Genomic DNA, 22,656 nt, shown 5'->3' with positions numbered 1-22,656 from the left:
CGACCGCGGACAGACGCCCTGGGGGCCGGGTGAGCGCCCCTTGCAATGGGGATAGAGCACGGCCCCTGCGCCGGGGAATTCCCGGCCCGCGACGAGGAGAGCCCCATGAGGAACGCCCCGAGCAGGCGCCTGGCCCGGCCTTGGCGGCCCGCGCTGAGGCTCCTCCTGCTGCTGCTGGCCCCCGGCGCGAGGGCGGACTGGAAGCTGGAGTACAACGCCCCCACCCCGCTCTTCCTGGACCGCAGCTACCTCTTCGTCTCCCCTGATCGCATCCACCGCGTGGGAGACCCCGAGTCCCCCGAGAATCTCCTCTTCGAGGGACAGCTTGCGCCCAACCTGTTCTTCCCCCAGCTCCACACGGGCAGCCGAGGAGGCCCCACCGGCGAGTGGTTCCTCTCCGCGGTCTTCAACCCACTTATCCGGCTACGACTGCTGGACCTGGAAAGCAGGCCCGTCATTCCTCCGTCCTTCATCCCCAAGCTGACGCTCCAGGTGGCCCACCTGCGGCGGCTGAAGGACGTGGAGGGCCGGGCTCGCCCGGGGCGAGGGCTGGTGCTCGCCGCCAACTTCATCCTGGGGCACCACTCGAACGGGCAGCGAGGCTGCTTCTTCCTGAGCCAGACGGGGGAGGACCCCCACTGCGAGCCCGAGGAAGGCGAGCCCCCGCTCAACGAGGTGGCGGGCAGCTTCTCCACCAACTTCGTGCGCGGGGAGCTGCATGGGCAGTACGCGTTCTCGGTGGACCCGAGGCTGGACAACGCCTGGCTCGTGGGCGGCGGCTCGTTCCTGGAGCTCAACGTGTCCCTGGGCCCGGGAGGAATCACCGACGAGCAGCGGCGCGTCCAAGGCGATGGGACCTGGGGGTTCAACGCCCGGACGGAGCGCATCTGGAAGCAGCATCGCTTCCGCGGAGAGGTGCTGCTCTCGGTGCCCTTCGGAGAGACGCCGAGCCAGCGGGCCACGGTGAGCGCGGAGGTGGCCGCACATCCCTATTGGGGCGCGGGCTTCGGCATCTTCGCGCGCTACGTGCACGGCCAGGACTACTACAACATCCTCTTCCTGGAGAAGGTGAGTCTCTGGCACTTCGGCCTCGTGTTCGAGGTGTCGCCCGCCGCTCGGCTGAGGCTCGAGGAAGAGGAGGAGGACTGCGACGAAGCGGAGCCACGCTGACGGCTCCAGGTGTGCCATCCTCCGGCCCGCCCATGAACGCTCCGAGCCCGCTGAAGGAACGCATCCAGAACGCCGACCTGCTCGCCAAGGTGGTCCCCGTCGAGGAGGCGGTGAAGCACGTCGTCGATGGGAACACGGTGGCCATCAGCGGCTTCACCAAGTCGGGAGAGCCCAAGACGTTCTTCCCCGCGCTCGCGGCGCACCTGGCGAAGACCGCTCCCCAGACGCGCCTGACGCTCCTGTCGGGGGCCTCGCTCTCCGAGGACGTCGAGGGGCCCATGGCGCCCTTCATCCGCAAGCGCGGGCCGTACATGTCCTCGTCCGCGTCGCGCCGGCGCATCCACGCGGGGGAGATGGACTTCACGGACGTGCACCTGTCCGCCTTCGCGCGCAACCTGATGTACGGCTTCTATGGCGACATCGACGTGGCGGTGGTGGAGGTGTCGCGCATCCGGCCCAACGGCAGCGTCATCCTCACCTCGTCGGTGGGCATCAGCGCGGAGGCGCTGAGTCGCGCGAAGAGAATCATCCTCGAGGTGAACACCTCGGTGCCGGACTACACGGGCTTCCACGACATCGTCCTGCCCACGGTGCATCCGCATGTCGGGTGGCCGCTGCCGCTGTTGAATGTGAGAGACCGCATCGGCAATCCGTACGTGGAGATCGACCTGAGCCGGGTGGTGGCGGTGGTGGAGTCGCGCACGCCGGACCATCCGGTGCCGTTCAAGGCGGCGAACGCCACGGACCGGCGCATCGCGCAGAACGTGGTGGACTTCCTCCTGCGCTGCCGGGAGGAGTTCCACTGGGGCAAGCGCCTGCCGCCCATCCAGTCCGGCGTGGGCAACGTGGCCAACGCCATCATCGGTGAGCTGTATGCGTCCCCCTTCCAGAAGATTCGATTCTGGACCGAGGTGTTCCAGGACGGAATGCTGCGCTACGTGGAGGACGACGCGAAGTTCGAGTACGCGTCCGCCACGGCGGTGTCGTTCTCCGGCGAGGGGCGAAAGAAGTTCCTGGAGATGTTCGAGCGGAGCCGGGAGCGGCTGGTGCTGCGGCCGATGTGGCTGTCGAACAGCCCTGAAATCATCTCGCGCCTCTTCGTCATCGCGATGAACACGCCCATCGAGGTGGACATCTACGGGCACGTCAACTCGACGCACATCGACGGCTCGCGCATCGTCAACGGGCTGGGAGGCTCCGGGGACTTCTTCCGGAACGCGTACCTGAGCATCGTGCACACGCCTTCGGTGCGGAAGCTGAAGGATGGGCGCACGGTGAGCTGTGTCATGCCGTACGTGCGGCACATCGACCACACGGAGCACGACATCAAGTGCGTGGTGACGGAGCACGGGTATGCGCGGAACATGGACATCCGCTCGCCGCGCAGGCGCGCGGTGGACATCATCGACCAGTGCGCACATCCGTACTTCCGGCCGCTCCTGCACGCGTACCTCGACATGGCGGGCCCGGGGGATGAGCCTCGGGCCACGGACATGAAGGTGCTCGAAGCCTGGTGGCGTGACTACGACGCCGCGTGCCGCGCCTTCCCTGGCGAGTCCGACGCGGAATGACGAAGGACGACGACAAGCTGCCGACTCCCGAGCACAGGGAGCCGCCAGGGGGTGGTGACTCGGACCTGCCTCCCGGGCCAGCGGTGTCCTCTGGAGCCACCGCGGCCGGGGCGAAGGAGGCGCGTGAAGCAGCGGCACTCCGGAAGCCGACGCGGCCCGACACGGGTGAGCGCAATGGACGCGAGCCCTGCCCTCCCGAGGTCGCCGAGCGGCTTCGCGAGCTGGACCACCTGCGCAGGACGGGCCGCTATGCGTCGGCGCTGGCGCTCGCGCAGTCGCTCGCCACGGCCCACCCCCGGCTGGCGCGCGTCCTGATGGAAGTGGCGATGACAGTCGGAATCTGGGGCGGTGCGCCCGCGGAGGCCCTGCCGTGGTTCGAGCGGGCCCTGGAGCTGGCGCCGGGGCACCGCACGACCCGGCTCCACCGGGCGCTGTGTCTGGCCCGGCTCGGTCGCCATGGAGAGGCGGTGGCGGAGTTCGACGCGCTGGTGGAGGGCGGCTACCGCAAGGCGCTGGTGCTCCACATGAAGCGGGCCGAGTCGTTGGAGGCGCTGGGGCGTCACGCGGAGGCGGAGCGGGACTGGACGCTGGCGCTCGCGGAGGACGCCGACAACCCGTGGCTCCTCCAGCAGCGGGCCACCGCGCGCACCCGGTTGGGGCGGAGGGACGAGGCGCTCCGAGACCTGACGGAAGCACTGGCGCTCCAGCAGGGTGACGGGGTGGACCCGGAGCTGCTCCACGAGCGGGGGCTGCTGCGCGCCCAGGCGGGGGATGTCGAGGGGGCCCGCACGGACTTCCAGACGGGACTGGCCGCGCTGCGCCGGGGAGACCCGCCCGCGCTGGCCGAGGCACTTCGCTCGACGCTCCAGGCACTCCCGCGTCCTCGGGAAGGACACGGGAGCACCGCCGAGGAGACAGGGCGCCGGGACGGCTGAGGCCACATCCCGGCGCTGAGGTCCGCCCGTGTGGCTAGCCGGGGAGCTGCATGGCGTTCGACCAGTGCGTGGGGAGCACCGCGTCGAAGAACGCATTCAGCTCGTTCTGGATGGCCACGCTGCTCATGAGGTCGCCCGGGAGGTGGCTGCGAACAGAGCGGCCGTCGAACTCCTCGCGCTTGAGGGTCGGGTTCATCTTGTCCTTGAGCGAGAAGCTCGAGATGAAGACCACCACGCGCCCGGTGACGTCGGGGATGAACGAGATGGCGGCGCCCCGCGCGGTGAGCTTGTCGGACTCGTCGGAGCCCGTGCGCGTGAGTCCCGTCGAGCCCTCCGCGAACCTGACAATCAGGAGGGGCATGTTCCCCCAATCCGTCTGGAACGTGTGGACGGTGAGCAGCTCGCCCAGGGCCGCATCCTTGTTGACACCTTCGACGACCGACTTCGCGAGCCGCTCGAACTCCGGGAACTTCTCCGTCCAGAGCTTGCGCCGAGCAGCGCACTCCGTGATGTTGTCCTGCAGCTTGACGAGCTTGGATGCGAGAGAGCCAGCAGCCACGATTGAACCTCCGGTTTGACGGTACGGGGGGCCCATGCTCCCAGGGCCCCTGGCCCCTGTCGAGATCCTGAGCGCCCCTCCTTCCGGTCGCCAGAGACCCGCTCCCCCTTCGCTTGAAACCATCGAATCCGTATGACTGGTTGCAGACCTCGGGTTGGGGCATTACCTTCCAGACACCATTAAAATCGACATGAAGGTTACACTTCATCCCGGAGTCCCCATGCCCTCGCCCATCGCCCTGGTCGCCGCGCCATCGAGTCTGGGACTCAGTCGCCCGGAGGGACGGGTTCCCCGCGTGGACCTCCTCCCGGAGGCGCTCATGGATGCGGGGCTCGGGAGTCGGCTCGGGGCTCGGGTGGAGCACACGGTGTTGCCCGGGCCGTATGAGCCGGAGCGGGACGCGGAGCTTCGGGTCCGCAACCCGCGAGGCATCGTGGCGATGAGCCGCGAACTCGCGGACGTGGTGGAGCGCGTCGTGCGGGCGAAGCGCTTCCCGCTGGTGCTCGGGGGTGATTGCAGCATCTTGCTGGGGTGTCTGCTGGGGCTGAAGCGCACGGGTGGCCGCCACGGGCTGGCCTTCATGGATGGGCACACCGACTTCTGGCCACCGGAAGCGTCTTTGTCCGGAGGTGTCGCGGGGATGGACTTGTGGTTCGCCTCGGGCCGAGGCCCTTCGCTCCTGTCGAACCTGGAAGGGCGAGGCCCCTTGGTCCGCGACGAGGACGTGGCCGTGTTGGGAGTCAGGGACCCGGAGCATTGGGGTGCGAAGGTCTCCGCTGAGCACGTTCGTGACACGGCGATGGCGTGGTTGGACTTGAGCACGCTGCGCAGGGATGGCATCGCGGCGGGGGTGACGCGGGCCGTCGAGCGCTTCCGGGCCACGGGGGTCGATGGGTTCTGGATGCATCTGGACGCGGACGTGATGGACGACGCGGTGATGCCGGCTGTGGACTCGCGTCAGCCGGATGGGCTGCGCGTGGACGAGCTGGGCGAGTTGGTGGCGCGGCTCGTGGAGTCAGGGATGGCGGTGGGGATGGACGTCACCATCTACGACCCGAGCCTGGACCCGGAGCGACATGCGGCGCGGGCGTTGGTGGACACGCTGGTCCGCGGATTGGGGGCGCTGGTGCCCGCGAGTGAGACGCGATAGGCCCTGGCCATGGCCGATGCACACAGCCCCGGACTCCCCACGGATGTCGTGCTGTTGCTCGATTTCGTGAACACGTTGGACGTGGAGAAGCTGGTCGACGCGGTGCCCACGGCGGAGGCGTTCGCGTCCTGGTGTCGTGCTCGGGGATTGTTGTCGACCGCCGACACTGTCTCGTCGGAGGTGTTCAAGGCGGCCATCGAGATGCGCGAGGCATTGCGGGCCGTGCTGCTCTCGCACACGGGAGAGCCGCTGCCGGCATCGGAGCTCCGCACGCTGGAGCGGGTGGCCGCCAGCAGTCCGCTCACGGTGGGCTTCAGCGAGGAGGGAGTCGTGTTGCGTCCCGCGGGCCATGGCGGCTGGAAGGGGTTGGGGCACCTCTTCGCCGCCATCGTCTCCACGCAGCGCGAGGGCTACTGGCCCCGGATGAAGGTCTGCGCGGCGGGGGCGTGCCAGGAAGCCTTCTACGACACGTCGAAGAACCGCTCAGGACGCTGGTGCTCCATGGCCGTATGCGGCAACCGCACCAAGCTCCAGCGCTTCCGCTCCGGTATGCCCAAGCAATGACCTGTCGAAGCTGAAACCAGAGAGGTCGTAATGCGCCCCTCCATGCCGAATCCCGCTCGATATTTCAGGCTCATGGAGAACGTCCAGGAAGGAAACTGGTTCCTGGGGGACCCGTTGACGAGCGAGGGGCATGAGGTGGAGGACTTCAGGGAGTTCTCCTCCGGTCGGCCCGCCCGCGTCTCCGGTCGCCTGACGCTCCCCATCGACGAGCCTGGCAGGCGATTGGACTACAGCCATGCTGGCGCGGGGATGACTCCCGTCATCCACGTCAAGGCCGCCACCCTCTTCGCGGAGTTGGCCCCCGACGACGTGCAGCTCATCCCCGTGGACATCCCAGGCTGCCCCGACCAGTACCTCATCCTCGTGGCGACGCGGCTCGTCCGCTGCATCGACGATGAAGCCTCGGAGGAGGTGCTGTACTGGAAGCCCGAGGACGAACGCCCGGACAAGCTCGGCAAGTACCGCAGCGTCTACGGCCTGCGCATCGACCCCACCCAGGTCGGCGGCGTGAAGGTGTTCCGCCCCTGGGGATGGACCGGCGTCCTCATCGTCTCCGAGGACATCAAGGATGCCCTCGAGCGCGCCCACGTCACCGGCGCGGAGTTCGAGGAAGTCTGAGCGCCCCTCAGGCCGCGACCACCGACTCCGGCTCGCGGCGCACCTTCGCGAGCGCGGCCACCACCACCTCCGGCCCCGCTCCCGGCTTGTGCGCGTTCTCGCTCAAGTGCCTGCGCCACGCACGCGCACCGGGCAACCCCTGGAACAACCCCAGCATGTGCCTCGTCACCGAGCTGAGCGGCGCACCGCGCTGACGACTCCGCTCGATGTACGGCAGCATCGCCTCGACGACCTCGTGCCGCGCACGAGGCGCCTCCTGCACTCCGAAGAAGCGGCGGTCCGCCTCCGCGAGCAGGTAGGGATTCTCATAGACGGCGCGCCCGATCATCACCCCGTCCACCTTCGTCAGCTGCTCGGCGGCCGCATCCAGCGTCTTGATGCCCCCGTTGATGCTGATGTCCAGGTGCGGCAGCTCCTGCTTGAGCTGGTGCACCAGCTCGTAGCGCAGCGGCGGCACATCGCGGTTCTCCTTCGGACTCAACCCCTGGAGCCACGCCTTGCGCGCATGCACGATGAACCGCGTGCAGCCCTCCGCGGCAATCAGCCGCACGAAGCGCTCCAACGTGGGCCACTCCTCCAACTCGTCAATGGCGATGCGCGACTTCACCGTCACCGGGATGCGCACCGCCGCCCGCATGGCCGCCACCAACCGCGCGACCAGCTCCGGCTCCGCCATCAAGCACGCCCCGAACCGACCCGACTGCACCCGATCACTGGGGCACCCCACGTTGAGGTTCACCTCGTCGTAGCCCCACGCCTCCGCGATGCGCGCGGACTCCGCCAGCGCCTCCGGCTCCGACCCACCCAACTGGATGGCCACGGGGTGCTCTGCCGGCTCGTAGCCCAGGAGCCGCTCCCGGTCGCCGTGCAGCACCGCGCCCGTGGTCAACATCTCCGTGTACAAGAGCGTGTGCTGGCTGATCTGACGGTGGAAGTAGCGGCAGTGCCGGTCCGTCCAATCCATCATCGGCGCGACACACAACGGCATGGGGCGGGAAGGCATCATGAGTCAACTCGGAGGCAGGGGCCGGATATCCCGAGGTCCCTCGCCTGCATCTACCCGGGTTTCCCTCGCATGCCCACCCCCCAGTGAAGCCCAACGGTTAATCTCGCACCGTGCCTCCAAGCCCTCCCCTGCTGGATGACATGGTCCTCTTCTCGGAGGTGGTGACCTCGGGCGGCCTCACCGCCGCGGCCCAACGCCTGGGCCTGCGCAAGTCCACCGTGAGCCGCCGCCTCTCCGCCCTCGAGGAGCGGCTGGGCGTGCGACTCGTCGAGCGCAACCCCAGACACCTCCGCCTCACCGAGGCCGGCCGCGACTACCTCGCCCACTGCACCCGCCTGGTCTCCGAGGCCCGCGAGGTGAACCGCGCCATGGGCGAGGCCCGCGCCACCCCCCAGGGCACCCTGCGCATCGCCACGCTCTCGCTCCTGGGAGAGCTGCTCACGCCCCTCGTCGCCGAATTGCTCCTGCGCCACCCCCTCCTGCGCGTGGAGCTCTCCCTCGCCGAGGCCCACGTGGACCTCATCGCCCAGGAGTACGACCTGGCGCTGCGCACCGGCCCCCTCGCGGACTCGTCCCTGGTCGCGCGCAAGCTCGGCCGCCTGCGCACCGGGTACTACGCCAGTCCCGCGTACCTCTCCCGGCATGGCACCCCGCGCACGCCCGCGGACCTGCAAGGCCACGACTGCGTCCTCCTCGCCGAGCCCGGCACGGATGAGGTCTGGTTCTTCGGCGAAGGCCGCGGCGCGCGAAGTGTCCCCGTGTCCGGCCGCCTGCGAGTCCCCAGCGTGCGCGCGGGACAGGCCGCGGCGCGCTCGGGGCTGGGCGTGGTGCGGCTGCCCACCTCGCTCGTCTTCGACGACGTCCGGAGCGGACTGCTCGTCCCCGTGCTCCAACCCGAGACGCCCCCCGGCATCCCCATCTACGCCGTGTACCCCAGCAGCCGACAGCTCCCGCCGAAGGTGCGAGCCTTCCTGACGCTCCTCGCTGAACGCGGCGCGGCGCTGCCCTGGGACGAGGACACCCCCGCCGTGCGCTCGCGCCAGGGCTCCTGACGCAACCCAGTGTTCCGCCAGGGCCTCTCGTCCCCAAGCCCCCTGGCCACTACACCTCCTCCATCCGGGCGCGGCCTGCGGGCCGTGCCTCACTCCGGAGGACAGAACATGGCCAAGGACGTCATCGAGCTGGGCGACGCGCAGTTCCAACACGAGGTGCTGGAGGCCCAGGAGCCCGTCCTGGTGGACTTCACCGCCACCTGGTGCCCGCCGTGCCGCGCCATCTCCCCCATCCTGGATGCGCTCGCCTCCGAGTACCGGGGCCGGCTGAAGGTCACCCAGATCAACGTGGACGACCACCAGGAGACCGCCCAGCGGTATGGCATCCGCGCCCTGCCCTCGCTGCTGCTCTTCAAGGAGGGAAAGGTGGTGCAACAGCTCGTGGGAGCCCGGCCTCGGGCCCGGCTGGAAGAGGAGCTGCGCGCACATCTCTGATGCGCACCCCCACCCCTGGCTAATGCCCCGAGGCAGCCAGGCGGTAGGACTGTGGGAGCGCGCCTGGAGCAGACCTGTAGCACCAGCCAGGGAACCGGACGCCCCTTGTGGCGTCCTGTGTCCCGTTGCAAGTCAAAAAGAGTCTGTGGCGAATCCCCCCAGGTGAGGTAGTCACGGGCGCGCCACGGCACCGTCACAAGCAGGTGACGGCCGGACGCGCCCACCCGGGAGGGAGCGATGCTCGAAAGGCTGATGCCCAAGTCGGACGAGTTCTTCGACGACTTCGACAAGCAATGCGCCGCCACTGTGCAAGGCGCGAAGATGCTGCATGAACTGCTGAGCGACTACCGCGACGTGCCTGAGCGCGTGCGTGCGCTCAAGGACGTGGAGCACCAAGGCGACGAGGTGACCCACACCGCCTTCAACCGCCTGCACAAGCAGTTCATCACCCCGTTCGACCGGGCGCAGATCCACACGTTGCTGTCACGTATCGACGACGTGTTGGACCTGACCAACGCGGCCGCGTCGCGACTGCACTACTACGAAATCCAGAGCAGTCTGCCGGACGCCACGGAGCTGTCGCGGCTGCTCGTGATGTCCGCGCAGAAGGTGCAGGAGGTGGTGGCGGCGCTGCGGCTCATCAAGAAGCCGGAGCAGATCCTGGCGGGCTGCAAGGAGATCAAGAAGCTGGAGGCCCAGGCGGACGAGGTGCTCCGCTCGGGATTGGGCCGCCTCTTCAAGAGCGGGGTCGACACTCTGACCATCATCAAGTGGAAGGAGATTTACGACCTCATCGAGACCGCCACGGACAAGTGTCAGGGTGTGGCGAACGTCATCGAAGGCGTGGTGCTGGAGCACTCCTGAGATGCTACTCGCCGCCGTCATCCTCATCGTCGGAGTGGCCCTCATCTTCGACTTCATCAATGGATTCCACGACGCGGCGAACTCCATCGCCACCGTGGTCTCCACTCGGGTGTTGTCGCCGAACCTGGCCGTGGCCTGGGCCGCCTTCTTCAACTTCATCGCCGCGTTCGGTGGAGGTGTCCACGTCGCCAACACGATGGGCAAGGGCATCATCAACTTCGACATGCTCCGCGACGCCGGTCCCACCGCGGTGCTGTCCGTCATCTTCTCCGCGCTGGTGGGAGCCATCGCCTGGAACCTGCTGACGTGGTGGTGGGGCCTGCCCTCCTCTTCGTCGCACGCGCTCGCCGGGGGCATGATTGGCGCGACGCTGCCGGTGCTGAGCTTCCAGGGTCTGGTGGGCTCGGGCATCGCGAAGATCGCCGCCTTCATCGTGCTCTCCCCGCTCATCGGCATGGTGCTGGGCACGTCGCTGATGCTGGTGAGCACGTGGGTGGTGCACAAGCAGACGCCGCTCTACGTGGACGTGTGGTTCCGCCGGCTCCAGCTCGTCTCGTCCGCCATCTTCTCCTTCAGCCACGGCACCAACGACGCGCAGAAGGTGATGGGAATCATCGCGGTGGTGCTCTTCGGCACCATCTGGAAGGACCGGCCGTTCCACATCGACTGGTGGATGATCATCTCCTGTCATGCGGCCATCTCGCTGGGGACGTTCTTCGGTGGCTGGCGCATCGTGCGCACCATGGGACACAGCCTCACGAAGCTGGCGCCCATCGGTGGCTTCAGCGCGGAGACGGGTGGCGGTGTCACCATCATCGCGCTGGCGGCGGCGGGCATCCCCGTCTCCACCACGCACACCATCACCGGCGCGATCGTCGGCGTGGGCGCGACCCGCGGCTGGCGCGCGGTGAAGTGGGGCGTGGCCGGGCGCATCATCTGGGCGTGGGTGTTCACCATCCCCGCGGCCGCGCTGATGGCGGCGCTCGTCTACGGGCTGACCCAGTTGGTCGTCAGGCTGGTGGGCTGACGGTGACGGGCCGCCCCGTTCGGGCGGTCCCCCTCGGGGGGGCGATCATCCTGAGCCAGACGAGTCCGCTCGCCTCGACAGTGCTCTCGGGTCGCCTCCCCCCTCCGAACCGTGTGCCGTGCTTCAGCGCGGGGCGGCCTTCGAGCGCACCAGGTCTCGAAGCGCCGACGGCGGGACGTCGTTGTACTTCCGGAACGTCCGGGAGAAGTGAGCCTGGTCGGAGAAGCCGGTGCAGAACGCGACATCGGTGAGCGACAGGCTCGCATCCGCGAGGAGTCCGTGCGCGGCGTCGACGCGCGAGCGTTGCAGGGTCTCCGAGAAGGTTGTGCCCTCCTCGTGCAGCGCCCGTTGAAGCGAGCGGCGCGACAAGGTGAGCCTTCGCGCGCTCTCCTCGAGCGTCCAGGGATGCAGCAGGTCTTCGCCCATGAGCGACTGGAGGCGGTCGCGCACCTGGTCCGTCGCACCTTCCGCTGAAGGGGGCTGCAAGGGAGGCGGGGTTCGTCGCGTGGGGCTCCACGTGAAGGTGGCCACGTCCGTCACCGGGGGCAGCGTCCTGGAGCCGACGCGAGACTTCCCGCCGTGGATGACGAATGCGCCAGAGGTCGACGCGAGCGACACCGTGAGGCCCGTGAAGCCCGCCGTCTCCAGGATGGCGACGAGGACGCCCCAGATGAACAGGTCGTTGACGACGCGAATCCTTCCGCCGTCGATGGCCACGTGACGCAGCGTCATCCGGGCCTCGGCCGGGTCATCCTCGATGAGCCGGGTCCGGTGACGCGAGTGCATGAAGCGCTCGAGCGTGCACCACCGCTCCACGGTCTGCCGAGGCGTCTGCCCCGCGCTGAGCGCGCGCAGCACGGGGTGAGCCGACAGCACGCGAAGTGCTCGGCCCAGCTCCAGCACCGGGCGCCAGCCATGAGCGTCCATGACGTCCTGGAGGATGGAGAGCTTGTCGCGCCCCTCCGTGACAATCCCCGGATGCTCCCGCGCGACGGCGGCCTTCAGCACGGCGGTCAACGCCGAGCTCGTCATGACACCTTGGTCCTCCATGCGCAGCCGGTCATCCTCGGACGGCGGCGTCCGCGAACGCGCGGTCGGCGTGCTCGCACCGCGCGGCGTTGCTCCAATCCCTGAGCGCCGCAGGGAGTCCTTCGACGCCGACTTCGTCATGACGTCAGGGGTCTCCATGCGCAGCCGACCCTCATCGAGGCGAGGCGTCCTGCTCGCACCGGCCCGCGTTGCGCCAGTCCGTGAGCGCCGCGAGGAAGAGGGCATTGAAGTCCGTGCCGGAGAAGGGGTTCTGGCTCGTCACCAGGTTGCAGTCTCGCACGGCCCGCGAGCGGCCAGGAAAGGCCGTCTCGTGATGGAACCCCGCGTCCTCGAGCCCCGAGCCGATGCCTCGCACCTGCGCGCGCGCCCCCATGACGAACGTCTCGATGTACCACTCCTCGAAGCCCGAGACGGAGGTGACGCGCCGCCCGGAGAACGGACTCTGCTCCGCGGACAGACGCGCCAGGAGCGCGGGCGCATGGCACACCAGCCCCACCGGACGCGAAGTGGCCCCGAAGTCGACCAGCAACCCGTGCAGGTCCGCGTCCCCCAGCAGGTCCACCATGACGCCCTGCCCTCCTGGAACGAGGAGCGCCTGGAACGTCTCCGCGCGTTCGCGGACCTCCGACAGGGAGAGCGGCGCGGGCAGCCGCGTCACCAGCGCCTGGGCCTCGGCGAGCGCCTCCGGATGGTCCTCCCAGTACGACGGCTTCATGCCCTCCGGGTCGAACTCCGGCGGCTGGCCTCCCGGCGTCGCGAGCACCACGTCGTAGCCCGCGTCGAGGAGCGCTCGATAGGGCTCATAGAACTCATTCAGGAACACCCCCGTCGCACGCGTGCTCCCATCCGCGAGCGTCTGCGCGGACGCGGCGGAGAGGACCATCAACACCGTCCCAGGCGCCTGGACCTCCGTGGCGGAGAGCGGCGCGGAAGGAAACACGACGCGCCGTGCCGGCGGTGTGGCGCAACCCCACGCGCCCGCGAGCCCCATGAGCACGAGCGAGAGCCACCACCCCGGAGGCATGAGCCTGAAGCGACAGGGGGCAGACCAGGGCGAAGCGGGCGCGTCCATGCGAGTCCTCCGGAGTGATGGCTTCCTCGCCACGGTAGGGACGCGGGCCCGAGCGGGCTTGAACGAACGCGCCAATCCACACCCTCGCGGGCCCGAGCCCAGCGGTTCCCGAGGGGCGGATTGCTCCCGGGTCGCCGCCGCCTCGCGAGCACCGGGGCCTTCCGGCCACTTCCTTCGGAGGGTCCAGCCGCGGGTGTACCATCCCGCGCTCCATGCGCCTCATCCTCAACCCCGGGCGGGAAGGCGAACAGGAGCTCCTCTTGCCCGAGGGCACCACCACCATCGGCCGCACCGACGTGTGCTCCGTCTGCGTGCTCCACAAGAGCCTGTCGCGGCGACATGCACGGCTGGAGCGCGAGGGCGCTCGCGTGCTGCTCGTGGACCAGGAGAGCAAGAACGGCACCTTCGTCGGAGACACCCGCGTGGAGCGCCGCGAGCTCCAGGTGGGGGACACCTTCCGGTGCGGAGAGGTGTGGTTCCAGCTCCTCGCCGGTGGCGAAGACGCCGAGAAGACGCTGAGCCCCTTGCACACCCGGACGCTGGAGACCCGCTTCTCGCTGTCCTCCCGGGAGACCCTGCTGGAGTCGCCCCGGCTGAAGGTCCGCCCCTCGACGGAGGGCGACACCACGCGGGAGCGGTTCCAGGTGTTGCTCGCCGTGGCCCAGCTCCTCGCCTCGCCCGTCCCGCTCGACACGCTGCTGGAGCGCATCCTCCAGCTCGTCTTCCGCATCCTCGACGTGGACCGCGCGGCGGTGCTGCTCGAGGACGAGGCCACCGGCGGCCTGCGCCCTCGCGTGGCGCGCTCGGCCGATGGTCAGCGGCCCTCGCAAGGGCACTTCTTCAGCCAGAGCATCGTGGACTCCGTGCACACGAATGGCCTGGCGGCCCTCTACTCCAACGCCCTGCGAGACCTCCGGCTGAACAGCGCCGACTCCATCCACACGCAGTCCATCCACTCCGCCATGTGCGTGCCGCTGCGCTCTCGCGACGCGCGGCTGGGCGTGCTGTACGTGGACAACCGCTCGCGAGGCGGACTCTTCACGGAGGCGGACCTGGAGTTCCTCACCGCGTTCGCCAACCAGGCGGCCGCGGCCATCGACAACGTGCGGCTGGCGCAGCGGCTGGAAGAGGAGGCCGTGCTGCGCAACACGTACCTGCGCTTCTTCCCGCCCGACGTGGTGCGCCGCCTCCAGATGTCTCCCGGTGGAGCGCTGGACGTGGTGGAGACGGAGGTGACGGTGCTCTTCGCGGACATCTCCGAGTTCACCTCCCTGTCCTCCAGCCTGCGTCCCCGGGAGGTGGTGGACATGCTCAACGCGTACTTCCCGGTGATGGCGGACGCCGTGTTCCGCCACGAGGGGACGTTGGAGAAGTACATCGGCGACGCGCTGATGGCCGTGTGGGGCGCGCCCTTCTCGCGCAGCGACGACGCGGACCGGGCCCTGCGCGCCGCGGTGGACATGCAGCGCGACCTGCAAGGGCTCAACGCCCGACTGCTCGCCAGAGGACATCCCGAGCTGCGCATCCACGTGGGCCTCAACAGCGGCCCCGCCGCCGCGGGCAACATCGGCTCGGAGCGCTACCTCCAGTACGCCACCCTGGGCGACGTCACCAACGTGGCCAGCCGCGTGTGTGGGGTCGCCCGCGCCGGAGAGATCGTCCTCTCCGAGTCCACGCGCACACGGCTCAAGCAGTCGCGCCGGCCCCTGACGCCGCTGCCTCCCACCCGGGTCAAGGGGAAGGACGAACCCCTGGTGCTCCACCGGGTGGAGTGGGACGAATCGAGCGGCTGAGCCGCTCGCCTGCCCGGGAGGGTGGCTTGACTCGCACCGGGCTCATCGGTCAGCGTTCCGATTCGTGAACGACATGCGCCTCGACACCACGCGGGCCCCGGGACAGACGTCCCTGGCCTTCGTTCGCGCGTCGACCCTGTCCTTCACCACCCCTCGCACGACCACGACGACGACGACTACCCGCGGAGCGCGGGAGGTCTAGCTCGGAACTGGAAGTGCTTCCGAACTGGCCCCGCGCTCCCCGGCGCGGGGCTTTTTTGTTTTCCCTCCTCCACACCCACCAGGAACCCCCATGAAGACGCAAACCTCGACGACGACGACGCACTCCCCCGCCCCCGGCCACGCCTCACGTCTCCAGGTGCCACCATGCGCGTGATGAAATTCGGAGGGACCAGCGTCGGCGGCACCGCGCAGCTGCGGCGCGTGGTGGAGCTGGTCGAAGGCGCCCGGAGGGAGACTCGGGTCATGGTGGTGGCCTCGGCCGTCTCCGGCATCACCAACCTGCTCGTCGAGTCCGCGAAGCTCGCGCAGGAAGGCGGCGAGGTGGACTCCGCGCTGTCCCGCTTCGAGCAGACCCACCTCACCATCGCCCGGGAGCTCGCGGCGGGAGACGCGCTCGCGCTCGTCCCCCTGGAGCTCGGACTCGCGGCCATCTCCACCGAGCTGCGCGGGCTGCTCCAGGGCGTGGGGCTGCTGCGTGAGTGCTCGCCCTCCGTGCTGGCCCACCTGTCCGGCCTGGGTGAGCGCGCCTCGTGCCTGCTGCTGGAGGCGCTGATGGCCGCGCGCAAGCTGGCGCCGCACACGGTGGAGCCTCGGGAGATGCTCATCTGCTCCGGGGACCCGCTCCAGGCCACGCCGCGCATGGACGAGATTCGCGCCCGCTTCGCGCCGCTGCGCGACGCCCAGGGCCCCGGGTTGATGCTGATGCCCGGCTTCTTCGGCGGCGACGAGCGCGGCAAGACGATGTCGCTGGGACGGGGAGGCTCGGACTACTCGGCCGCGCTGGCCGCCGCCGCGCTGGATGCGCAGCTGCTGGAGATCTGGACCGACGTGGATGGCATCTACAGCGCCGACCCACGCATCGTCCCGGAGGCCTTCCCGCTGGCGGAGGTGAGCTTCGAGGAGGCCATGGAGCTGGCGTACTTCGGCGCCAAGGTGCTCCACCCGAAGACGATCTCCCCCGCCCGCGAGCGCGGCATCCCCGTGCGCGTGTGCAACAGCTTCCGCCCCGAGCACCCGGGCACCCTCGTCACGGACGCCGCGGCGCCGCCCGACCACCCGGTGCGAGGCCTGTCCTTCCTCAAGGACGTGGCGCTCATCAACATCGCCGGAGCGGGACTCAAGGGGGTCCCCGGCACCGCCGCGCGCGTCTTCGCCGCCATGGCGCGCACCGGCATCTCCGTGGTGCTCATCACCCAGGGCTCCAGCGAGTGCTCCATCAGCTTCTGCGTGCAGCAGTCCGAGTCCGCCGCCGCCGTGCAAGCGCTCGAGTCCGAGTTCGAGGTGGAGCGCGAGGCCGGCAAGGTCGACACCATCGAAAGCCAGGGCCAGCTCGCGGTGCTCAGCATCGTGGGCGACGGCATGCGCCACCGGGTGGGCGTGGCCGGCACGTTCTTCAAGGGCCTGGCCGAAGTCGGTTGCAGCATCGCGGCCATTGCCCAGGGCTCCAGCGAGCGCAGCATCTCCGCCGTCATCACCGAAGCGGACGGCCCCCGGGCCATGGGCCATGTGCACCACCGGTACTTCGGCACCACGGAGGTGGTGGAGTTGCTGGTGGCGGGCGTGGGCAGCGTGGGCGGGGAGCTGATGCGCCAGCTTCGCCAGCAGGCCCCACACCTCAAGGCCCAGGGCGTGGACCTGCGCGTGTGCGCCCTCTCCAACAGCCGCCACGGACTCATCGAAGCGGCGGGCATCCCCCTGGAGCACTGGAAGGAGCGGCTGGAGTCCTCCCACGTGCCCGCCTCGCTGGAGTCCTTCCGCGAGCAGGCGCGCACGAAGCGTCCCGGCCGGCCCATCTTCGTGGACTGCACCAGCAGCGAGGACGTGGCGCTCGCGTACCCGTCCCTCCTCGCGTCCGGGCTCCACGTCGTCACCGCGAACAAGAAGGCCAACGCGGGGCGCATGGCCCACTGGCGCGCCATCCGCGAGACGGCCTCCCGCCACCAGCGGCGCTTCCTGTACGAGACGAACGTGGGCGCGGCCCTGCCCGTCATCGACACGCTCAAGAACATGCTGCGCACCGGAGACCAGGTGCACCGCATCGACGGCATCCTCTCCGGCTCGCTGTCCTTCATCCTGGGCCTGACGGAGCAGGGCGTGCCGCTGTCCCAGGCCGTGGGCACCGCCATGGAGAAGCGCTTCACGGAGCCGGACCCTCGCGATGACCTGCAGGGCACGGACGTGGCGCGCAAGGTGCTCATCCTCGCGCGAGAGCTGGGGCGCGAGATGGAGCTGGAGCAGGTGTCGCTCGAGTCGCTCCTGCCCGGGGACTTCGATGCCTCCGGCCCCCTCGACGCGTTCCTCGCGCGGCTGCCGAGCATCGACGCGGCCTTCCAGCGCCGCGTGGAGCGCCTGCGCGACGAGGGACAGGTGCTGCGCTACGTGGGCAGCGTGGGGCCCGACGGCTGCGCGGTGGGCCTCAAGGCGGTGCCCCTGGAGAACCCGCTGGCGGCGGTGAAGGGCGGCGAGAACGCGCTGAGCTTCCTCTCGGAGCGCTACAGCCCCACGCCGCTGGTCATCCGAGGCTATGGCGCGGGCGCGGCCGTGACGGCGTCGGGCGTGCTGGCGGATGTGCTCCGGCTGGTGGAAGGCCCGCTGATGTGAGTCCACTGGGGCAGCTCGACGACGAAGCGAGCGCCCCGCCCCGGCTCGCTCTCCACCCACACCCGGCCGCCGTGCGCCTCCGCGATTTGACGGGTGATGAAGAGTCCCAGGCCCAGCCCGCCGTAGTTGGCGGAGGCCGCGCGCTCGAAGCGCTCGAAGATGCGGGCCTGGGACTCGCGGGGGATGCCCATCCCATGGTCCTCCACGCTCAGCCACACCTGCTCGCCGTGGTGGGCCAGCCGCACCCAGATGGGCTTCCCCGCGCCGTACTTCACCGCGTTCGTGAGCAGGTTCATCATCACCTGCTCCAGCCGCAGCTTGTCCCACCGCCCCAGCAGGTGCTCGGGCGCGTCGAGCATCCACTCGCAGCCCGCCTTCTCCAGCTGCTCCTTCAGGTGCGCCACCACCTCGCGCGCCACCGCCGCCAGGTCCATCTCCTCCAGCCGCAAGGAGAGCCGCGACTCGTGGATGCGGGAGACGTCCAGCAGGTGCTCCACCAGCCGCGACAGCCGGGCGAGCTGACTCTCACAGACGAGCAGCATGCCGGACAGCCGCGCGGCGAACGTCGACTCGTGGCGGGAGCGCTCCAGCAGGGCCGACATCTGCTGCATGCGCAGCTTCATGGACGTGAGCGGCGTCTTCAGCTCGTGTGAGGCGATGGAGAGGAACTCGTCGCGGACGCGGATGGACTCCTGGGACTTGCAATAGAGTTGCGCGTTGTCGATGGCGAACGCGGCGCGGCGGCCCAGCTCCTCCGCCAGCGACACGTCCTCCGACGAGAAGCCGCGGCCGGAGCGCGGGGACAGCAGCATCAGCACGCCCAGGTTCCGGCCTCGCGCCTGGAGCGGCACACAGAGCGAGGGCTGCCCGCCGAGCTCCACCAGCCCCTCGTGTCCCTGGAGTCCCCGGGGCAGCGGCAGACACTCCGAGCGCCCCGTCGCCATCACCCCGATGGGGCCATGGCGCGCCTCGGGCACCAGCGGATGGGACTCCAGGGACTCACGCACACGGAGGGCGCGCTCGGCGTCTCGTGCCGCCACCGCCACCGCGCGCAGCCGCGCTCCGTCCTCCGGCATGAAGACGACACACACCTCCGCGAGCCGGGGCACGGTCAGCTCCGCGACCCGCTGGAGCGTCGTCGCGGAGTCGAGCGACGTGCCCAGCTCCCGGCTGGCCTCCGCGAGGAAGCGCTGCGCCTCCTCCCGGCGCTTGCGCTCGGTGATGTCGGTGGAGATGCCGCAGACGGCATAGGGCTCCCCGCGCGCGTCGAGCAGCGGGAACTTCTGGGTGATGTGCGTGTGCGTGCCATCCACCTGCGGGACACGCAGCTCCTCCGTCACCGCCATGCGGCGCAGGAGGACCTCCTCGTTCACCTGGTGGAAGCGGTCGGCCACGTCCGCGGGGAACACGTCGTGGACCGTCTTGCCGGCGACCTCCTCGCGGGTGTGGTGGAAGACGCGCTCCCACTGGCGGTTCACGAAGATGTAGCGGCCTTGCGGGTCCATCAGGAAGAAGACCGTGGTGGCGTTGTCCAGGATGGCGCGCAGCTGGTGCTCGCTCTGCTGGAGCGCCGCCTCCGCGCGGTGGCGCTGCGTCACGTCCAGCAGCACGGCCAACGAGCGGACCCACCGGCCGGAGGCATCCCGCTCCGCGATGGCCGACAGCAGCACGTCGAGCCGCTCCCCGTTCTTCTTCACCAGTTGGTACGGCACGTCCCGGCAGACGCCCGTCGCGAAGAAGGCGGGCAGCACCTTCTCGCGGGCGAAGCGCGCGGAGGCCTCGGTGAGGAACTCCACGGAGTCGCGGCCGATGACCTCTTCGCGCGAGTAGCCCAGCATGGACAGCCAGCAGTCGCTGACGCTCACCAGCCGCCCCCGGGCGTCGATGGAGTGCATCATCACGGGCGTGCTGTTGTAGAGCGTCCGGTACTTCACCTCGCTCTCGAGCAGGGCCTTCTCCGCCCGCTTGAAGCCGGTGATGTCGTTGAAGACGGCCACCCCGCCCCTCGGGGCCCCCGAGGCGTCTCGAATGGGACGGCAGCTCACCAGCAGCCAGGCCCCCGCGGGCCTGGCGGGATTGCGCAGGAACATCTCCACCTGGCTCACCGACTCACCCCGCAGCGCCCGGGCCATGGGCAGCTCCTCCGCGGGGAACGGCGTCACCTGGTCCGGCAGGAAGAGGCCGTAGTGCGTGGACCACTCGGACACCGGCGTGTCGGTGGGACCCTGGCCCACGAGCTGCTCCGCCATGGGATTGAAGAAGACGAGTCGCCCCTGCTCGTCCACCACCGCCAGCCCCTCCGCCATGCTGTCGACGACGGAGCGGAAGATGCGCTCGTCCCGCGCGCGGGAGGCGTCCTCCCTCCACGGAGACGGCGGGCTCGAGCTGTCGGTCGGAGTGGGCATGGCGAGGAGACGATGGGCCGGGGGGTCGCCCGCCCCCCGCGCGCGACATCTCTTCCCAAGATTCGCGCTCCCTCGCGCGCCGCCAACCCACGCTCGGGCGGCTGGTCGGCCCCGCGAGCCCGGGGAGACAGGCCCTTCGCCCGGCTGCCCTCGCGCGGTGTCATCCCTGGGGGGCGGCCCCGGTGCCTCATTGCGGGAAGGACCGCTCACGACGTTTGAAGTTCGCGGGGGACCCACCGAGAATGCCCCGTCACCCATTGAAGGCGAAAGGAAGGGGGAGGACGGAATGTACGTGTCTCGCACATCGGTCTGGAGCCGCACCAGCAAGACGCTGGTGGTCGCGCTCGGCCTCACGGTTCTCGGTTGTCCAGGAGACGATGACGGGGAGGAAGGACCTCCCGTCGACGTCACCCTCAGTGGCAAGGTGACGTACGACTTCGTCCCTGCCTCGTATTCCCCCGCGACGCGGAGCGGGACGCTGGGCTTCGGTCAGACCACCGTGAAGCCCGTCCGCGACGTCACCATCCAGGTGCTCGGCAAGAACAACACCGTGCTCGGCAAGGCGACCACGGACAGCAGCGGCCGCTACGAGCTCAAGTACACGGCCGGAGAGGGCGCCAACGTGACGTTGGCCGCGCTCGCGAAGACGACGACGCCCTCCATCCAGGTGGAGGACAACACCTCCAACAACGCCATCTGGGCCGTGTCCACCTCGCTCAAGGTCAAGGCCGGCGCGGTGAGCCAGGACCTGCACGCGGGCCACGGCTGGACGGGCAGCGGCTACAACGCGAACATGCGGGCCGCCGCGCCGTTCGCCATCCTGGACAGCATGTACACCGCGTCGCAGGCGTTCCTCGCCGTGCGGCCAGTGCCCTTCCCGCCGCTCAAGGTGAACTGGAGCCCCAAGAATGCTCCGGAGCGCGGGCAGCCCGCCTCCGGGCAGATTGGCACCTCGCACTTCTCCCCGAGCGAGAACGAAATCTACGTGCTGGGCATGGCGGGCGTGGACACGGACGAGTTCGACAGCCACGTCATCGTCCACGAGTGGGGGCACTTCTTCGAGGCCAACCTCTCGCGCTCGGACAACCCGGGCGGCTCCCACAGCTCGGGGGACCTCCTGGACCCGCGCATCGCGTTCGGCGAGGGCTACGGCAACGCGCTCTCCGCCATCCTCCTGCCCACCTCCGTCTACGTCGACACGCTCTGGAACCGGGGCAGCCTGGTCGCGTTCGGCTTCGACATGGAGAGCGCGCCCGTCCCCACGGATGACACGAACCCGGGCGTCTTCTCCGAGTTCAGCGTCATGCGCTTCCTCTATGACCTGCATGACGGCACCACCGTCACGGAGTCCACCTATGACCAGGTGACCCTCAACCTGGGCGTCCTGTACGACGTGCTCGTGGGGCCGCAGAAGACGACGGCGGGCGTGACGACCATCGGCTCGTTCATCCACGGCCTCAAGGCCCAGCCGGGCGTCAACGCGTCGGCGGTGGACACGCTGGCCGCGCACTACCGCATCGGCTCGATTCGCTCCACCTGGGGCGATGGCGATTCGGACCTGGTGAGCATGTACACCCAGCTGAGCGGCCTGCCGTTCAGCACCTCCGGCACGCTCCAGAGCGGGGCGGCGCACAACCGCCGGTCGCAGAACCGCTACTACGTCTTCACGGGCACGGGCGGGCTGGTGAAGGTCACCGCCAGCTCCGTCGACGACGTGGGCATCCTGGCGCTCCAGAACGGCACGAAGGTGGGGGACAAGGACGACACCGTCACTGGGGAGGAGTCGTTCAGCTTCCCCAGCCAGGCCGGCAAGACCTACGTCGTGGTGCTCACGGGCTACCGGCTGAGCGATGACGACGCGCCCGAGAGCTACAACTTCAACCTCTCCATCACCAGCACTTGAGTGGCCGCCGCATGCCTCACTCACTTCCAGGAGCACCCATGAATCGCATTGCCCCCGCGGTCCTCGCTGGCCTCCTCGCGCTGGCGGCGCCGCTTGCTTGCACCTCTCCCGCCAAGAACAGCCCCAACTCGGCGGACACCGCTTCCCACAAGGAAGAGACGCCCGTCGGCAAGTTCAGCGCTCCCGTCGAAGTGGGCGCGAAGCTCCACGAGAACAAGGCCACCGTCACCGTGCGCTTCCTGTCCGCGGGCAGCGACGTGCGGGTGGACCTCTCCGGTGTCGAAGGGCTCCAGGTGTCCGGTGACACCTCGCCCGTGCGCGGCATCCAGGTCTCCGGGGCCTCCACGCAGACCTTCGAGGTCGCGTTCACCCCGGGCGCCGGCCGCTCGCACCTCGTCGTCGCCGTCAGCGGCACGTTCGACGGCAACCCGCTGTCGAAGGTGTCCAGCTTCTCCGTGGGCACGCCTACGGAGGCGCAGCAGAAGAGCGCCGGCTCGGTGGTGACGGATGAGTCCGGGCAGAGCATCAAGCTGATGCAGTCGACGGACGCGAAGTAGCGCGTCCGGAACGCCGGGCCCTCGCGGCCCGGCACCTCTGCCCCAAAAAGAACCGCGGGGAGCGCGCCCCCTCGACGCGCTCCCCGCCGTATGAAGGACTGC

19 protein-coding genes are annotated in these 22,656 nt (G+C 69.5%); 14 read left to right on the top strand and 5 right to left on the bottom strand.

Annotated elements, in window-relative coordinates:
* Nucleotides 1–105: 105 nt before the first annotated feature.
* Genes MYSTI_RS13005 through MYSTI_RS12995 form a run of 3 tightly spaced genes read left to right on the top strand, consistent with a single transcriptional unit; the run spans nt 106 to nt 3,676 of the window.
* A complete protein-coding gene (locus MYSTI_RS13005) occupies nt 106–1,170 on the top strand; it encodes a hypothetical protein (RefSeq protein ID WP_015348217.1) in 1,065 nt (354 codons plus the stop codon).
* A 32-nt stretch (nt 1,171–1,202) separates the two neighbouring features.
* Nucleotides 1,203–2,741: an acetyl-CoA hydrolase/transferase C-terminal domain-containing protein gene (locus MYSTI_RS13000; protein ID WP_015348216.1), complete on the top strand. Its 1,539-nt coding sequence runs from the start codon at nt 1,203–1,205 to the stop codon at nt 2,739–2,741.
* Complete coding sequence (locus tag MYSTI_RS12995) at nt 2,738–3,676, top strand: tetratricopeptide repeat protein (protein WP_015348215.1); 939 nt, start codon at nt 2,738–2,740, stop codon at nt 3,674–3,676. Before MYSTI_RS13000 ends, MYSTI_RS12995 begins: the two co-directional genes overlap by 4 nt.
* Nucleotides 3,677–3,710: 34 nt before the next feature.
* Here MYSTI_RS12995 and MYSTI_RS12990 read toward each other — a convergent pair whose 3' ends face one another.
* Nucleotides 3,711–4,235 carry a hypothetical protein gene (locus MYSTI_RS12990; RefSeq protein WP_015348214.1) on the bottom strand — a complete coding sequence of 175 codons (525 nt, stop codon included), beginning with the start codon at nt 4,233–4,235 and terminating at the stop codon, nt 3,711–3,713.
* A 220-nt stretch (nt 4,236–4,455) separates the two neighbouring features.
* Here MYSTI_RS12990 and MYSTI_RS12985 point away from each other — a divergent pair, with 220 nt between their 5' ends.
* From MYSTI_RS12985 to MYSTI_RS12975, 3 genes are read left to right on the top strand one after another with little or no spacing between them, the layout of a single operon-like run.
* The gene (locus tag MYSTI_RS12985; protein WP_015348213.1) at nt 4,456–5,385 is read left to right on the top strand and encodes an arginase family protein; all 930 of its coding nucleotides are present in this window, start codon (nt 4,456–4,458) and stop codon (nt 5,383–5,385) included.
* Between the two features lie 9 nt (nt 5,386–5,394).
* Nucleotides 5,395–5,949, top strand: a complete 555-nt coding sequence (locus MYSTI_RS12980) for a CGNR zinc finger domain-containing protein (RefSeq protein WP_015348212.1) — start codon at nt 5,395–5,397, stop codon at nt 5,947–5,949.
* Nucleotides 5,950–5,979: 30 nt separating this feature from the next.
* Nucleotides 5,980–6,567, top strand: coding sequence for an imm11 family protein (locus tag MYSTI_RS12975; RefSeq protein WP_015348211.1), 588 nt, complete (start codon nt 5,980–5,982; stop codon nt 6,565–6,567).
* 7 nt (nt 6,568–6,574) lie between these two features.
* On the opposite strand, the gene dusA is transcribed toward MYSTI_RS12975, so the two are convergent.
* A complete protein-coding gene (gene dusA, locus MYSTI_RS12970) occupies nt 6,575–7,573 on the bottom strand; it encodes a tRNA dihydrouridine(20/20a) synthase DusA (RefSeq protein WP_015348210.1) in 999 nt (332 codons plus the stop codon).
* Between the two features lie 140 nt (nt 7,574–7,713).
* On the opposite strand from dusA, the gene MYSTI_RS12965 reads away from it, so the two are divergent.
* The 4 genes from MYSTI_RS12965 to MYSTI_RS12950 all read left to right on the top strand — a co-directional run bounded on the left by MYSTI_RS12965 (nt 7,714) and on the right by MYSTI_RS12950 (nt 10,951).
* Nucleotides 7,714–8,625: a LysR family transcriptional regulator gene (locus MYSTI_RS12965; protein WP_015348209.1), complete on the top strand. Its 912-nt coding sequence runs from the start codon at nt 7,714–7,716 to the stop codon at nt 8,623–8,625.
* A 108-nt stretch (nt 8,626–8,733) separates the two neighbouring features.
* Entirely contained in the window at nt 8,734–9,060 is a 327-nt protein-coding gene (gene trxA, locus MYSTI_RS12960; RefSeq protein WP_015348208.1) for a thioredoxin, read from the top strand.
* Nucleotides 9,061–9,297: 237 nt separating this feature from the next.
* Nucleotides 9,298–9,924, top strand: coding sequence for a DUF47 domain-containing protein (locus tag MYSTI_RS12955; protein ID WP_015348207.1), 627 nt, complete (start codon nt 9,298–9,300; stop codon nt 9,922–9,924).
* 1 nt (nt 9,925) lies between these two features.
* Nucleotides 9,926–10,951 (top strand): inorganic phosphate transporter, encoded by a 1,026-nt coding sequence (locus tag MYSTI_RS12950; RefSeq protein WP_015348206.1) that lies wholly within the window; start codon nt 9,926–9,928, stop codon nt 10,949–10,951.
* A gap of 123 nt (nt 10,952–11,074) precedes the next feature.
* On the opposite strand, the gene MYSTI_RS12945 is transcribed toward MYSTI_RS12950, so the two are convergent.
* Both MYSTI_RS12945 and MYSTI_RS12940 read right to left on the bottom strand, forming a co-directional pair.
* On the bottom strand, nt 11,075–12,139 hold the full coding sequence (locus tag MYSTI_RS12945) for a helix-turn-helix transcriptional regulator (RefSeq protein ID WP_015348205.1): 1,065 nt from the start codon (nt 12,137–12,139) through the stop codon (nt 11,075–11,077).
* 13 nt (nt 12,140–12,152) lie between these two features.
* Complete coding sequence (locus tag MYSTI_RS12940; RefSeq protein WP_015348204.1) at nt 12,153–13,073, bottom strand: type 1 glutamine amidotransferase domain-containing protein; 921 nt, start codon at nt 13,071–13,073, stop codon at nt 12,153–12,155.
* A 212-nt stretch (nt 13,074–13,285) separates the two neighbouring features.
* Here MYSTI_RS12940 and MYSTI_RS12935 point away from each other — a divergent pair, with 212 nt between their 5' ends.
* Together MYSTI_RS12935 and thrA are read left to right on the top strand one after the other, a co-directional pair.
* Nucleotides 13,286–14,866 carry an adenylate/guanylate cyclase domain-containing protein gene (locus tag MYSTI_RS12935; protein WP_015348203.1) on the top strand — a complete coding sequence of 527 codons (1,581 nt, stop codon included), beginning with the start codon at nt 13,286–13,288 and terminating at the stop codon, nt 14,864–14,866.
* A 366-nt stretch (nt 14,867–15,232) separates the two neighbouring features.
* Complete coding sequence (gene thrA, locus MYSTI_RS12930; RefSeq protein ID WP_015348202.1) at nt 15,233–17,689, top strand: bifunctional aspartate kinase/homoserine dehydrogenase I; 2,457 nt, start codon at nt 15,233–15,235, stop codon at nt 17,687–17,689.
* On the opposite strand, the gene MYSTI_RS12925 is transcribed toward thrA, so the two are convergent.
* Nucleotides 17,611–20,094 (bottom strand): sensor histidine kinase, encoded by a 2,484-nt coding sequence (locus tag MYSTI_RS12925; protein ID WP_015348201.1) that lies wholly within the window; start codon nt 20,092–20,094, stop codon nt 17,611–17,613. The genes thrA and MYSTI_RS12925 overlap by 79 nt on opposite strands.
* Before the next feature lie 286 nt (nt 20,095–20,380).
* On the opposite strand from MYSTI_RS12925, the gene MYSTI_RS12920 reads away from it, so the two are divergent.
* Both MYSTI_RS12920 and MYSTI_RS12915 read left to right on the top strand, forming a co-directional pair.
* A complete protein-coding gene (locus MYSTI_RS12920) occupies nt 20,381–21,997 on the top strand; it encodes a hypothetical protein (RefSeq protein ID WP_015348200.1) in 1,617 nt (538 codons plus the stop codon).
* 38 nt (nt 21,998–22,035) lie between these two features.
* Nucleotides 22,036–22,554 (top strand): hypothetical protein, encoded by a 519-nt coding sequence (locus tag MYSTI_RS12915; protein WP_015348199.1) that lies wholly within the window; start codon nt 22,036–22,038, stop codon nt 22,552–22,554.
* The last annotated feature ends 102 nt before the right edge of the window (nt 22,555–22,656 follow it).

Source organism: Myxococcus stipitatus DSM 14675 (assembly GCF_000331735.1).
Classification (GTDB): domain Bacteria; phylum Myxococcota; class Myxococcia; order Myxococcales; family Myxococcaceae; genus Myxococcus; species Myxococcus stipitatus.
This window is presented reverse-complemented; position numbering and strand designations above follow the sequence as displayed.